Origin of the sequence: Methylobacterium mesophilicum, from assembly GCF_022179445.1 — a bacterium.
Taxonomy (GTDB): domain Bacteria; phylum Pseudomonadota; class Alphaproteobacteria; order Rhizobiales; family Beijerinckiaceae; genus Methylobacterium; species Methylobacterium mesophilicum.
This window is the reverse complement of the sequence record NZ_BPQU01000001.1, coordinates 498,618-512,232: the sequence shown is the minus strand read 5'-3', so window position 1 is coordinate 512,232 and position 13,615 is coordinate 498,618. Positions and strand designations below refer to the sequence as shown.

13 protein-coding genes and 3 pseudogenes are annotated in these 13,615 nt (G+C 66.0%); 4 read left to right on the top strand and 12 right to left on the bottom strand.

All coding sequences use genetic code 11. From position 1 onward, the window contains the following. Positions 1 to 149: pseudogene (locus tag MFF40_RS02575) on the top strand (IS701 family transposase); the annotation flags it as partial. 507 nt (positions 150 to 656) lie between these two features. Here the strand turns inward: MFF40_RS02575 and MFF40_RS02570 are convergent. Both MFF40_RS02570 and MFF40_RS28945 read right to left on the bottom strand, forming a co-directional pair. Then, on the bottom strand, positions 657 to 1,127 hold the full coding sequence (locus tag MFF40_RS02570) for a cupin domain-containing protein (RefSeq protein WP_147855751.1): 471 nt from the start codon (positions 1,125 to 1,127) through the stop codon (positions 657 to 659). 63 nt (positions 1,128 to 1,190) lie between these two features. Continuing rightward, a complete protein-coding gene (locus MFF40_RS28945) occupies positions 1,191 to 1,490 on the bottom strand; it encodes a dihydrofolate reductase family protein (protein ID WP_147855752.1) in 300 nt (99 codons plus the stop codon). Positions 1,491 to 1,622: 132 nt separating this feature from the next. Between MFF40_RS28945 and MFF40_RS02565 the strand changes: the two genes are divergently transcribed. Beyond that, positions 1,623 to 1,913, top strand: coding sequence for a LysR substrate-binding domain-containing protein (locus tag MFF40_RS02565; protein WP_238259572.1), 291 nt, complete (start codon positions 1,623 to 1,625; stop codon positions 1,911 to 1,913). Between the two features lie 30 nt (positions 1,914 to 1,943). Here MFF40_RS02565 and MFF40_RS02560 read toward each other — a convergent pair. The 3 genes and pseudogenes from MFF40_RS02560 to MFF40_RS02550 all read right to left on the bottom strand — a co-directional run bounded on the left by MFF40_RS02560 (position 1,944) and on the right by MFF40_RS02550 (position 3,978). After that, positions 1,944 to 3,085 (bottom strand): annotated as a pseudogene (locus MFF40_RS02560) (IS3 family transposase). Between the two features lie 58 nt (positions 3,086 to 3,143). Then, the gene (locus MFF40_RS02555; protein WP_147854758.1) at positions 3,144 to 3,335 is read right to left on the bottom strand and encodes a type 2 periplasmic-binding domain-containing protein; all 192 of its coding nucleotides are present in this window, start codon (positions 3,333 to 3,335) and stop codon (positions 3,144 to 3,146) included. A 31-nt stretch (positions 3,336 to 3,366) separates the two neighbouring features. Next, positions 3,367 to 3,978, bottom strand: a complete 612-nt coding sequence (locus tag MFF40_RS02550) for an SOUL family heme-binding protein (protein WP_147854759.1) — start codon at positions 3,976 to 3,978, stop codon at positions 3,367 to 3,369. 1,131 nt (positions 3,979 to 5,109) lie between these two features. Between MFF40_RS02550 and MFF40_RS02545 the strand changes: the two genes are divergently transcribed. Beyond that, positions 5,110 to 5,745 (top strand): NAD(P)-dependent oxidoreductase, encoded by a 636-nt coding sequence (locus MFF40_RS02545; RefSeq protein ID WP_147896705.1) that lies wholly within the window; start codon positions 5,110 to 5,112, stop codon positions 5,743 to 5,745. 140 nt (positions 5,746 to 5,885) lie between these two features. Continuing rightward, positions 5,886 to 7,088 (top strand): annotated as a pseudogene (locus MFF40_RS02540) (IS3 family transposase). Between the two features lie 409 nt (positions 7,089 to 7,497). On the opposite strand, the gene MFF40_RS02535 reads toward MFF40_RS02540, so the two are convergent. From MFF40_RS02535 to MFF40_RS02505, 7 genes are all read right to left on the bottom strand, one after another. Beyond that, positions 7,498 to 9,258, bottom strand: a complete 1,761-nt coding sequence (locus MFF40_RS02535; protein ID WP_238259571.1) for a LysM peptidoglycan-binding domain-containing protein — start codon at positions 9,256 to 9,258, stop codon at positions 7,498 to 7,500. Between the two features lie 155 nt (positions 9,259 to 9,413). After that, entirely contained in the window at positions 9,414 to 9,689 is a 276-nt protein-coding gene (locus tag MFF40_RS02530) for a hypothetical protein (RefSeq protein ID WP_147896707.1), read from the bottom strand. Positions 9,690 to 9,764: 75 nt separating this feature from the next. After that, positions 9,765 to 10,898, bottom strand: a complete 1,134-nt coding sequence (locus MFF40_RS02525) for a coiled-coil domain-containing protein (protein WP_238259570.1) — start codon at positions 10,896 to 10,898, stop codon at positions 9,765 to 9,767. 104 nt (positions 10,899 to 11,002) lie between these two features. After that, complete coding sequence (locus MFF40_RS02520; RefSeq protein WP_147896709.1) at positions 11,003 to 11,503, bottom strand: YidB family protein; 501 nt, start codon at positions 11,501 to 11,503, stop codon at positions 11,003 to 11,005. A gap of 118 nt (positions 11,504 to 11,621) precedes the next feature. Next, positions 11,622 to 12,395, bottom strand: a complete 774-nt coding sequence (gene aqpZ, locus MFF40_RS02515; protein ID WP_238259569.1) for an aquaporin Z — start codon at positions 12,393 to 12,395, stop codon at positions 11,622 to 11,624. A 142-nt stretch (positions 12,396 to 12,537) separates the two neighbouring features. Then, complete coding sequence (locus MFF40_RS02510; protein WP_238259568.1) at positions 12,538 to 12,984, bottom strand: BA14K family protein; 447 nt, start codon at positions 12,982 to 12,984, stop codon at positions 12,538 to 12,540. Positions 12,985 to 13,157: 173 nt separating this feature from the next. Then, positions 13,158 to 13,595: a CsbD family protein gene (locus MFF40_RS02505; RefSeq protein ID WP_238259567.1), complete on the bottom strand. Its 438-nt coding sequence runs from the start codon at positions 13,593 to 13,595 to the stop codon at positions 13,158 to 13,160. Positions 13,596 to 13,615 lie beyond the last annotated feature (20 nt).

Sequence of the window (13,615 nt, the reverse complement as noted above, 5' to 3'; positions counted from 1 at the left end):
CCCGCTCCTGGCACGGCTGGCACCGGCACGTCAGCCTGGTGATGATGGCCTTCGCCCTGCTGGCGGTGATCCGCCATCACGCCAACGCGCCGCCCCCAAAAAGCCGAGCCAGGACGAGATCACGCCCCCCGAGGCTGCGCGCCCGCTGATCCGCTGGTCGGTCCAGGAGAGCAGCGGCGCATCCACCCCGCCCACGTCATCGCGTGGTCGCTCTGGCGACGCGCGCATCAGGCGGCTGCCCGAAACGCCCATCTCAAACGCCGAGCGTCAGACGCCAAGGGGCGTCACCGCCGTAAGCCCAGCAAAACACGCCGACGACGGAAAAGCCAAAAAACGCAACTGTAATGCTAGAGTCCACGCCATGACGCCCACCGTCGGCGGTGTCGCGTCGGAATGGCGCTGGCCGCCGCGCGTGACGGTGACATCTTGCCGGCGACCGACGAGGCCCACGCGTGGCGATGGCGTTCCGGGGGGAGGCGAAGGCGCCCTCGTATGGCACCGCTTGTCAGGCGGCAGCGTAAACCTGCCGCAAGTCCTTTGAGACGGCAGGTTCGGGCATCGCCTCGCACCCTGCTGTCCCTGGTATGCCGATCCGGCCGGCCGACCATCGGCGCGGGCGTCGAGGATGTCGTTCGCTCCCTCAGCGCCCGGTAGGCTCACGCCGCCTTGGAGGTGACCTTCTCGTAGGTCCCCGTCGCGACCTGCTCTTCAAGCTCCGCCTTGAAGTCCGCGATGCCGAGGACCTGGACGGGATTGCCCGAGTCGTCGAGGAACTCGTAGAGCGCATCCTCGATGTTGCGATTGCTGAAGAACACGATGGCGTCCTCGTCGCCGCCGCCTTCCAGATGCGGCTCACCGTTCGCCACGCCCGAGACGTAGCTGCCCGTGGGGCGTGTCTCCTTGTGGGTGCCGTCCTGTCGGTAGAACCGGAGTTCGCCCTGCATCACGAGGGTCACGTAGGAACTCTTATGCCGGTGCAGCATCACGCGCTGGTTGGCGGCGAACTTGAACACGACATCGACGATGCGGTTGTCCTCGTCAACCTTGTAGACGAAGAAGGCGATGTGCGGCAGCCAATCGAGCGTCCGCCAGGTGATGTTGCTCTCGTCGAACTTGGGAATTTGCATTTGGTTTCCTCGGGATTCGATAGGCGACCGTTTCCGGGTCGGCGCACGGCTTTCTGCCGCGTCTTATGTTTGAGGGGCTCGTCGACGACCCCGAATACGAAACCGGGTTACCTTGTCATCGGTTCGGTGATCCGAGGCATACGAGTTGCGAGGAGCCGAGCTGTTCCGCTTGAGGACCGCCGCACGAACCTCCGCGGAATCGAGGTTCAGCCGAACACGCTCGGCCAGTCCGTCCTCTCCAGCCTCGAAGGTCTTGCTGCGCGCACGCCCACCGAGAGCCGGGAAGAGCACCAGGCTGATCTCGTCCACCAGCTCGGCCTTCAGGAACGCGGCGTTGTTCCGGGCGCCGCCTTCCAGAAGCAACCGGCGGACGCCAAATCCGAGGCGAGCACCTCAAGCGCTGGCCGGAGGTCGATCTCCGGCCTGTCCGAAACGACGCAGGAGACGCCGTCGGCGGCAAGCTCGGCCACCTGAGCGGAGGGATCGGCGCGGGCCGTGCGCGGGCACCGGCGGATCAACACCGATGCAACCGTCAGGCACTTTGTGCTCGCCCAACGACTCGGAAAATTCCTGCAGCGATATCCGGACCTATCCGTCGAGGTGGCGGTCCGGGACCGCATGGGCGACCTCGTCGCGGACGGCTTCGACGTCGCCGTCCGGTTCGGCGAGCCCGAGCCGTCTGCGTTTATCGCCGCGCTACGTCTGCGGACCCGGGTCCTGACCAACGAGGCACCCGAATGTGTCGCGCGCCATGGCTGCCCCGAGCATCCATCGGGATTGACCTGACCGGTATTTTGGACCGAGCCGATTGAGAGGCTACTGCATGGTGGCGGCCATGGGTAGCGGGAAGGCCAGATCCGGGTAGCTGACGGGCGCGGGCGGCCGATAGCCCAGCGACGAATGCGGTCGGACGCGGTTATAGGTGTTTTGCCACAGACCGATCACGATCTGCGCCTCCTTTAACGAGTCGAAGATCTCCTGGCGTAGGCACTCGTCACGAAGCTTGCCGTTGAAGCTCTCACAATACCCGTTCTCCCACGGCGATCCTGGTGCGATGTACTGGATCTGTGAGCCAGTTTTGGCGACCCATTTGCGCGGCGCCTTCGAGATCATCTCGGGGCCATTGTCGCAGCGGATGTGTTCCGGGATGCCGTGTAGGCACATCGCCTCCGCCAGCGCCTCGATCACGCCCACGCTGTTGATGCGTCGCGCCACCTTCAGCGCCAGACAAGCCCGGCTATGCTCGTCGATCAGCGTCAGGATCCGGAGCGAGCGTCCGTCGTGGGTCCGGGCCTGGACGAAGTCAAAACTCCAGACGTGGTTGCGATGGAGCGGGCGCAGCCGCACGCAGGATCCATTGTTCAGCCACAGGCGACTGCGTGGTCGGTGCTTCTGCGGGACCTTTAGCCCCTCGCGACGCCAGATGCGCTGAACCCGATCCTTACCCACCTGCTATCCTGCTGCCTGCAGCAGCGCGGTGACGCGGCGGTAGCCGTAGCGCCCATACGCGGACGCCGAGGCGATGATGGCACGGGTCAGCGCATCCTCGTCGGCCGGCAACGTGGACACGTAGCGCTGCGTGCCCCGATGCTGGCCGACGATCCGGCAGGCGTGACGTTCCGAGAGGTCGTACTTCTCCCGGATGCCGTCCACCGCCTGCCTGCGTCGCTCGGGGGCTACAAGTTTCCCGAGGCGACGTCCGCCAGCACCTGACCCGCCAGAGATAAATCGGCTACCAGGCGACGAAGCCGGGCGTTCTCGCGCTCCAGATCCTTCATCTTCTTGGCCTGATCGACCTTCAGGCCGCCGTACTCCTTACGCCAGCGATAATAGCTCTGCTCGGAGATTTCCGCCTCTCTGCATGCAAGGGCCAAACTCTTGCCCTGAGCTGTCTGCACCTCGATCTGGCGCAGCTTGAGCACCGCCTGCTCCGCGTTCGTCTTCTGACCTCGCCGCATGTCCGACTCTTCCGGTCCTGGCTGATCCTCTCAATCAGCCCGGTCCAAAGCCAGCCGGTCAGGTCACCGGATGGCCGTCCGCGCGCCTGTGCCAGAGGAGATGGAAATCGAGCGGGGCGAGCGGGACCGGCACGGGTCGGACCGTGAGCTTCCCGTCCAGACCCGATCCGACGACGACGCCGTTCGTCAGGGTCGCGACGAGGTCTGTTCCGGCCACGAGCGCCGGAGCGGCGTACATCTGCGGAAACACGACACCGAGCCGTCGCTCCAGGTAGCGCAACTCAAGACGAGGGGGATTTCAGTCGTACCGCGACCTCGTTCCGGCGCAGGAATGGCACCGAGAACGGCGGATCGTAGCCCATGAAGACGGGTTGATCCGCTGGATTTCTTCCGGCGGCTTCCACCACCATCGTCAAGGTACGGGCTTGCTCGTCCCTCGCCGCGGGCGATGCGGTGCCGGAAAAGCGCAGGACGGCCAACCGTTCCGGCGGGATGCGAACCAGTCTCACACCGCGTTCGGTCGGCTCCGGCGCACCGGATTCGACGACCGCCTTCGGCAGGTAGAACCGCATCGTTCCCCGGGCGCCCTGCTCGACCGGGACCGTCATCGCGATCAGGCGGCCTTCGCTCTCGACGGGCGTCGTCATGGCGATCCGCTGACCACCACCATTCGCTCCGGTTATGTACCGGAACAGCCGACCGAACGCCTGTCCGTCCTGCTGTCCGCTGGCATCCGTCTCGACGGCAACGCGTCCGTCGTAGGCCCGGACTTCGACCCCACGGTCGAGCCGCTCGACGACCGCGTAGCGCGGCTCTTCATAGGTCCCGCGGATGCCCACGACCGACAGCGCGGACTCAAGCAGCGTCACGAAGTAGTAGAGGAATTTGTCCATCGTCGAGGCATCCGTCGGTCGTGGGTTTTACGCACGGAGTCTGCGGTCGTCTGCGTTCAGGTGTACAACGCCCGGCATGTCAGACATCTGCTTGTGCGGTTTTGCCTCAAGCCCCGCCTGCGTCGCGATCGAGCTTGGCGACCTAATTCAGTTTGCGTGGGCGTTGATTTCGGGCGCGCGAGTTTGCTCATAGCAAGCTTCTGGCACAAACCGCCTCCGAACACACCGCAAGGCTATGATCCTATTTTCGGCAGTTCGGGGCAATCACGATGAACCGCATCCTTGCTGGTGTACTGTTTTCCATTCTATTGGCGGTTCCTGCCTCAGCACTCGATGCCGGGGATCGTATGAAATCCTGGGCTGCAGCGACACCGACAGATAAAGACGATCTCTTGCGCACAATGGAGGCAGCGAACGCAGGCGCCGCATCCCGGAACAGTGTGCGTTCTTGCCTCGATGATACGTCTACATTGTCAGGCCACTCAGATCTACTGATCTCGGAAGTGTTCAAGGCATGCTACGAACAAGCGGAGCGGGACAACATATAGTCACGTAGGCTCATTGCCTAATCTGTCCTCCGAAGCGTGAGGTTGCTTCAAAAAACACGATTGAGGGAAGACCGAGCCATAGGCCGAGTTGATCCGTTCGATTTCGAGGACGCGCGAGTTCCTTGTACACCTCTCGCAGCCATGCGCTCGCACCGGCTTCCGGTCGAGGGAACGGATCGAACCGCTGCAGATGTTGCCCAAGACCCCGGCGACCCGAGGCTTTGTCGACGCGGAGTTCGCCTGACCACCGATGGACCGACCGTTGTCGAGACCCCCCATATCCCGCAGTCCGAAAGCCTTGCGTCTCTGCAGGCCCATCTGTCCTCATGCGAAGCATGGGACCTGCCGGGCCTGATCGAGCTGTGAGGACCTGACCACCGGTGCCGCGGGCACGACCATTGACGTGTCGATTACCGCGTTGGGCGCACGCGAATCGTCTTCGACGCCCACTGCCATCTCGACGAGGGTTCGGGCTTCCAGTCCGACGCGGTCAACTGTGCCCAGATTGGTCGGTCAAGGGGCCGCATGGCGCGTCGGCGGCTGATAGGATCTTGTCGCGCGACCCACCACCCAGGAAGCGACCATGGCCCATGTCCTCGTCATCGGCGCCAGCAAAGGCATCGGCCTGGAAACCGTGAAGGCGTCCCTCGCGGCCGGACACCGCGTGCGGGCCTTCGCACGTTCGGCCACGGCCATGACCCTGTCAGGTGCTGGCCTGGAACGCTTTCCCGGGGATGCCTTGAACGCCGGTGACGTCGCCTCGGCGCTCGACGGCATCGACGTCGTCGTCCAGGCGCTTGGGGTGCCGACGAAGAACCTGCTCGGGCCGGTGACATTGTTCTCCGACGCGACCAACATGCTGGTGCCGGCCATGGAGAAGGTTGGGGTCAGGCGCCTGCTGGCAGTTACCGGCTTCGGCACCGGCGACAGCCGCGACGCGATTGGACTTCTGCAACGCGTGCCGTTCCGCCTCGTCTTCGGACGCGCATACGACGACAAGGACGCCCAGGAGATGCGTATCCGCAAGAGCGGCCTGGAATGGACGTTCGTTCGGCCAGGGGTTCTCACCCCCGGATCGGCGACTGGCCGCTACAAGGTTCTCACCGAGCCCTCGTCGTGGCGGAACGGCCTCATCTCACGGGCCGACGTCGCGCACTTCATCGTCGGACAGATCGACCGGCCGGCCTACGAGCGGAAGGCCGTCGTCCTGATCAGATGATCGATCTCGGCCTGATTTTGGCATCGCGAAATTCATAGCCCTTAGCGGTTGCCGATACGCGTCAACGTCGGAGTTGATCGTCCCCCATTGAACTGGTCCGCCCTGAAGTATGGCTTTTGAGTCGACAGAGGACGGAACCGATGGCCCAACGACCCAAGCCCGAGGAGATCGTGAGCAAGCTGCGTCAGGTCGACGTGCTGGTCTCACAAGGACACAGCGTCGCCGCTTCGATTAGGGCGATCGGCGTGACCGAAGTGACCTACTATCGCTGGCGCAAGGAGTACGGCAGCCTCAAGTCGGATCAAGTGAAGCGGATGAAGGATCTTGAGACGGAGAACCAGCGTCTCAGGAGAGCGATTACCGATCTGACGTTGGACAAGCTGATCCTTCAGGAGGCGTCCCGGGGAAACTTCTGAGCCCCGCGCGCCGACGCGCCTGTGTCGAGCACATCATGCTGACGATGGTCGTCTTTGAGCGCCGCGCCTGCCGGGCGCTCGGTCAGCCTCCCTCATCCTGAGCCTGCTGAAGGATCGACACAGCGCAAAGCGCCGCGGGGCCGCGACGATGAGGAGGCGCTGACGGCTGATCTCATCGCGCTGGCGGAGCGGTACGGTCGCTACGGCTACCGAAAGATCAGCGCGTTGCTGAAGGCGGCGGGTTGGTTCGTCAACGACAAGCGCGTCGAGCGGATCTGTCGGCGCGAGGGCCTGAAGGTCCCGGCCAAGAAGCCCAAGCGAGGGCGGATCTGGGACAACGACGGCTCCTGCATCCGCCTTCGCCCGGAATACCGCAATCACGTGTGGTCGTATGACTTTGTCGAGGCGCGCACGCACGATGAACGCAAGATCCGGATGCTCAACGTGATCGATGAGTTCACGCATGAATGCTTGGCGATCCAGGTCGCCCGCAAGCTCGAGGCGGTCGATGTGATCGACGTGCTGTCGGATCTGTTCATCCTGCGTGGCGTGCCGGGCCATATCCGTTCGGACAACGGGCCGGAGTTCGTCGCGAAAGCTGTACAAGCTTGGATCACCAGCGTCGGCAGTAAAACCGCCTACATCACTCCGGGTTCACCGTGGGAGAATGGCTACGTCGAAAGCTTCAACGCGCGGATTCGCGATGAACTTCTCAACGGCGAGATCTTCTACACACTCAATGAGGCGCAGATCGTCATCGAAAGTTGGAGATGTCACTACAACGCCGTGCGCCCCCACGCCTCACTGGGATACCGGCCGCCGGCACCGGAAGTGTTCATGTCAGCCTTCTCCGCTTGGCCGGCCGCGCTCGCCCGACCCGCTCCGCCAGTCAAGCTACCCGTGGTGGAGCGGCCTACCGCGCACTAACTCTACCCTTGGACCACCCTGTGGGGGCCGATCATGCGGATGCGCCCGTTTTTCCCTGTGCTTGACCGGCTCGAACTTTGCCAACCTGAAAACATAGTCGAGATAGACGGCATGATACGCATGGACGCCTCCGGCTTAAGCTGAAGGACGAGAAACATCCTTGCGACGATACCGTTCCTACACCATCCCGTTAGCGTAAGAACTAAAGATCACCAGGTTCGAACAGGACCTATTTCAGCATGCTACCGACCGAGGTCGATCGTAGAGGGAACCTCCCGACCATCGGCGTCCTCATGAACTCGCCAGCATGCTCGTCGATTGCAGGACGACGATGACGAGCATGAAAACGGCCGCGGCGGCGAGGACATAGGTCACGGTCTTGGTGAATTTGGTCATGATTTGCTTTCCCTTAACCGCGTTTTCCGTCTAGACTTGCATCGATGGGGTCTTCGGCCGGCAGCACGAAGACCTGGCCGGGATAGATCAGGTCAGGGTCCCGAATCTGATCATGGTTGGCGTCGTAGATCGCCGTGTAGCGGTCGCCCTCGCCGTAGGTCCGCCGGCTGATCGCCCAGAGACTGTCGCCGCGCTCGATCCGCGCGGTCCTCACTTCCGGTACGTAGACGGCGCCCGGGGCGGCCTCGGGCCTGAGCGGATCGCTCATCGTATCCGGTGATGGCTTGGTCGCAGACGTGCCGGGTATGGAATCCCGAGGGCCATCAGACGCGCCTGCGTTCTCGCCTTGTCGCCCGACCGCCGCCGAGGATGCGTTCGACGCCACCTTCCCGGCGCCGTTCCCGCCGGGTGATGCCTCGGGCGGTGCCGGGACCGAACGGTCCGGCCCCGCGATCCGGGCGTCATGAGGAACCGAGAAGGGTACCTCCACACGACTGAAGACCTTCCCCGAGGCGGCATCGACCTGATCGAGCCGGACCTTGTAGTCCCCCGGCTTGACGCCTCGGCCGATGGTGAAGCTGACGATGCCGTCCCGACCGACCGTGGCGGGGGCGATCAGGGTATCGTTGAGGTAAAGCCGCACGGTCGCACCGGCTGGAGCCTTGCCGCTGACGTACAGCCGGCCGCCTTCCTGCGCATCGATGCTGACGACCTTGGGGGGGGCCTCCGCCGATCCCGTCACGACGGCCCGCTCAGGTGGCGGGGCCTGATGCGCCTCCGAGGAACGGGACCCGATCCCGTTGGATGCGGCTCGATCCGATACCATTGCGTCGGGGCCGACGCCCGCCCCGGTCCGGCTGGACCGGACCGCATCGTCGGCGCCGATGGCGTTCGAGATGCCATCGCTCGGAACACGTTCGCCGGACCGTTGCCGGGTCGGGGATGCGGTGTCCGCCGTCGTCCGTCGAGTGGACACGGCCTCGGGAACGGAGCGGATCATCGTCCGTGACGAACCTGGTTGCGACAACACCACGGTCACTTTGTCGGGCGATGTCAGGGCAACCAACGGCTCGGCATCGTGCGATGGCGCGACCGCCACCGCGACGCTGTCGCGCGACTGGCGAACGATGCCCTTTGCATCGGTCGCCCGAAGGCCGACTTCGCTGTTACCGGCCGGAAGGGCCGGCGGGACGATAGCGAAGTGGCCGTTCACATCGGCGACGGTCCTGGCGGCTGGTTTGCCGTCGACCAAAAGTTCCACGGCGCCATTCGGCGTCGTCCGCCCCGCGACGACGAGTTCCCCATTCGGCTCGACGCGGACGGTATCAAAGGACGGGGCACCCGGGTCAGTGGCACCGGGAGCCATCGCCACGCCAGGTTCGCCCGGCGGCCGCTCAATCACCGGCCCATCCGGAGCGACCGCTTCCAAGAGATTTCCTGTGCTGGCGTCGACTTCCGGCCGCGATAGGGCCGCCACCGGTCGCCCGCCTTCGCCGTTCGAGGACGGAAGCAGGGACCCGAGCCGCCAAAGAACGCCATCACCGCCAACCAAGGCCAGTATCAGCCCGCCCCCAACGAGGAGGGCAAAGAGCGCGATGACAGCCCCGCGGCGTCGCACCGGAGGCGCAGGTTGCCTGGCGGGTACCGGGGCGAGCGGCGTCGCCCCCCCGCGGGAACCGCCACGTCCGCGGAACAGGGCGGCGAGCAATCCCACGACGACAAGAAGGATTGCAGGGAACACCCGGAGGAAGGCGCGGTTCAGGCGGGTCAGCATAGTGTTCTCGTCTCCCATGCCGCCGTGATCAACGTCCGGGGCTCCCGGTCATCGGGCATTCGTTCGGTCGGAGCGGATGCCCTGGAACACGCCCTCGGGCAGGGGCACAGCGACCCCTGGTTTTCCGAGACACCCGCTTTCGTTGTCGGGGACGGTTAGTCGTCGGTTTCGCTGGACGATCCGGCACGGGACCGCTCGTAGGCGGCGATGGCCTGCGAGCATCCCGGCGAAAGATTCTGGCGATTGCGCTTGAAGCAGGCCTTCACCTCCGGCCCGCCCGGCTTCATGCCGGCGCACAGGCGAAGGTAATCACCTCCGCAGTTCGCCCTCATGGCCTCCATCTCGGGACCCTCCTGCGCCACGGATGGCCGTGACGCGACCGGGGCGCCCGCAAGGGCGATTGCCGTCAGGGCGAGGATACGGATGTTCATCGAGCAGTCTTTTCTTGCAGGAGGGCCGGACGGGTGACCCACGCGGGTGTTTGCCCACGGAGGGCCGACGGTGTCTCAGCGAGCCGGCTGGCTCTGCGAAGCGGCGGGCGGGTTTGCGAGTTGCTGACGGACCTCGGACAGCTTCGCCTGGGCCGTGCTCAGGTCCTGGCGGGCCGCAGCCAGCCGCTCGTCGAGGGTCCCGGCCTCCTTGTTGCGGGTCGCCAGGGTCTCGGTCAGCGTGGCAAGCTCTCCTTGCGCGTCGGCCTGGCGCTTCCGTAGGCTGTCGAGGGCCGCCGTACCGGCATCGCGGTCGGCGGACAGCTTCTGCAACGCCTGCTCAGCCTGACCCCGCTCGGACACGACGCGGTCGCGCTGGGCCTGAGCCTCGGCGAGTTCCTTGCGGACGTTCGCGAGGGCGTCGCGGGCCTGCTGGGCGTCGCGGTTCGCCTGCTCGATCTCTGAGGTGAGCTTGTCCTTTTTGGCAGTCAGGGCGGTGATGGCCTGATCCGTGTCCGTGCGCTGCTTCGTGGCCTGATCCGTCGCGGTCCGGGCGTCGGCCAGTTGCTTTTGGGCGGCGGCGGCGGCCTCGCGGGCGTTCTGCTGGAGCTCCTCGGCCTTGGCGAGGTCGGCGGTCTTGGCGGTCGCCTCCTGGGTCATGGTCGCGAGATCGGCGCGGAGCTTGGCCTCCTGCACCCGGGCGTCCTCAAGGCGACGTCCGACCTCGGCGAGATCCTGGGTGCGGTCGACGGCGGCCTTCTCGGCGGTGGTGATGGCCTCGCGCAGCGGGGTCAGCTTTCCCTCGGCCTGGGAGACCTGGGACTGCAGATCGGTGAGCTTCTTCGACTCGGCCTCGGCCGTCTTCTTCGCCTCGGCCGCCTTGGCCTCGGCGGCCTGCTGCTCCTGGGTCAGGGTCGCGGCGCGGGACTTCGCCTCCTCGGCGGCCTTGCTTGCCTGCCGGTCCTGCTGCTGGGCGGTGGCGATCTTGGCCTGGAGCGCGGTCAAGGTGCCGGCTGTCGAGATCTGCCGGTCCAGGTCGGTGCGGAGGGCCGCCTGCTGGGTCTGCAGGTCCTCGATACGATGGTCCCGGGCGCTGCGCTGACGCGCGCCGGCGATGGAGCCGACGATGAGCCAGACCAGCAGCACGGCCGCCACGACCGCGAGGCTGAAGGGCAAGGGGCGTCTGAGTTCGGAGCGGTAGTCGATGGCCATGGGGGTCTCGCAAGCTCGGGGAAAGGCGGTGGATCGAACCCCGGCGCGGCGTCGCCCGGCGTCGTGTGCGGCCCGCGCCCTGGGGCACCGGCCGCATCGTGGGGTCAGGCCGGCGAGCGGCCGTCTGTTGCGTAGCGGTCAATGGCCGAGGGCAGCTCACGCGACAGGCGGGACAGGAGCGCGCCGCGGCTCAGGCCGGTCTGCTGGGTGAGGTGGTCGAGGGTATCCGGGCCAATGGCGCGTTCGAGGTCGGCCTCGGGGATGGCGCGGTTTGCGCCCTGGTTGACCCAAGAGTTGGCCGTCTCGCCATGGCCGCCCTTGGTAAAGTGGTCGACGAGCTCGCTCAGTCCACTGGCGATCAGGCCACCGACGCCAGCCGTGCCGAGGCCGCCGAGCAGGCTGCCGAGATTGCCGATACCGCCCGTGGAGCCGGTGTTGGAAGCGGTGTTCGGGATCGGCGGGACGGTGCCGTGGTTCGGGCTTAACGAGGGGCTCGACGATGTGTCGTGGCCCTTCAGGAGTTCGGCGAGCTTGTCGCGGTTCTGGTAGCCGGCCACGGCCAGCAGGCCCAGCAGCGCGGTCATCGAGGGGTAGCCCTTGCTCATCGGTATTCCTTGTCGGTTGGGAGGGTCGGACGGGTGTCCACCCGCGGGGGCTCGGCCGCCGCTCCGGCAACCGTGATCCGACCTGGCACCAGGTCAGGTAGGTGTGGGGAAAGGGCTGTTAGAACTCGGTCGGCTTGATGCCGGCCTTCTCCATCCGCTGTTCGGTCTCGCCCGCCAGCGCCTGCAGGCCCTGCCGCTCGGGCATCTGGAGCACCGGGTCGAGGGCGCGCATCGAGGCATAAAGGCCGGCGGCGGCTGCACCGCCGAGCAGGGGCGCGACGACGAACAGCCATACTTGCTGGATCGCCGCCCACCCTGCGAACAGGGCCGGGCCGATGCTGCGTGCCGGGTTGACCGAGGTGTTGGTCACCGGGATCGACACGAGGTGGATCACCACGAGCACGATGCCGATGGCGACGCCCGCAAACCCCACCGGAGCCTTGAGGTTGGTCGAGCCCAGGATGGTCAGGACCAGCAAGGTCGTCAGGACGAACTCGGCGATGAAGGCCGCGGCCAAATTGTAGTGCTCAGGCGAGCGCAGGTCGTAGCCGTTCGAGGCAAATCCGGTGGCGATGGCGTCGAAGCCCGGCCGCCCCTGCGCGATCAGGTACAGGATGTAGGAAGCCGCGATGGCGCCGAGAACCTGAGCCGCGATATAGGCCGGCAGCCGGGCGGCATCGAACTTACGGCTCAAGGTCAGGCCGAGCGTAACGGCCGGATTCAGATGGCAGCCTGAGATCGGTCCGACCGCGTAGATCATCGCCAGCAGCACGAAGCCGAAGGATAGCGACACACCAACATATCCGATGTGATCTGCCGCGAGCACCGCGCTGCCGCAGCCGCAGAAGACCAGGACGAAGATGCCGAAGAATTCGGCGAGATACGGGCGCATGGACGTTCAGCTTTCGGATCGAGGTCGGGGATGTCTGCGGGGTGTCGGCAACACGAGACACCCACGGATCCGCGAGTCGTCCGGAAGCTATGCCGTCCTGGCACCGGGCCCGCTGCCGTGGCGGGCCCGGGGGTTCGAATGGTTACGGGCAGGCGTGACGGTCGCCATCGTTGCCGAGGTACGTGCCACTCGACGCGTCGTAGGACCGGAAACGACGGGCGCAGTATGCCACTGCCTCCGGGCCCGGGCCGCCCTGCACGACTACCGGCGCGGGCCGCGCCTGCGAGTTGGCGATGGCGCCGCCGATGATGGCACCGGCCGCGAGGCCGGCCACGCCCGCACCCACCGCGGCGCCGACCCCGGGTCCCCGGCGATAGCCGTAACCGCGACCGTAGCCATAACCCCGCCCGTAGCCCCGTCCACCGCGCCAGCCGTAACGGTGACCGAAGCGTCGGTACTGGACGTAATCGGTTGGCAGGTCACCGCGCACCAGCGCTTCGATGGGCGCTGCGGAGGCTAAGGCGGCATGGGCCGGCAGACCGGCCAGGGTGGCTGCGACGGTGGCGGCGAGGGCGAGGGTCAACTTCATCGTGGAGGGTTTTCCTGAATCGGTTTTGGTTCGGGGGACGGTCAGTAGCGCCGACGGTTCGGCGGGATGCCGGAGCGGCCGGAAAACCGGCGGCTGACGTAGGCGATGACCTTCGGGAGCAGGAAGGCGGTGAGGAGCTTGCGGATCATCGGACGATCTCCGAGGTCGATCAGTCAGTGCTTGGAGCGAGACAGCCAGCCCACGGCGAAGGCAACGGCGGCGAGGCCGAGCACGGTGGAGGTGCGGTTGTCGTCGGCGTAGCGAACGGCTCGACGGCCATAGGTGGTGCCGCGCTTGCGGGCGTGACGGGCGAGGTCACGGCCGTCCGAGATGAGGTTCCCCGCGCGGTCGCGCGCCTCGCCGACGAGATGACGGCCGTCATCGATCAAGTTGCCGGCGCGATCCCGGACCTCGCCGGCGATGTCGCGCCCGTCGTCGATGAGATCCTCGGCGCGGTCGCGGGCACGGCCGTAGGCATACTGCGCCCCGCCTGCGACTTGGTTCACGGCGCCACGCACCTGGCGGGCCGGATCACCGGTGAGGCCGCCGACGGCGGTCTGCGCGCGACCCTTGAGGTGGCGGGACGCGCCCCTGAACTGGTCTTCGTTCATGGGATTCTCCTGCGTTCGAG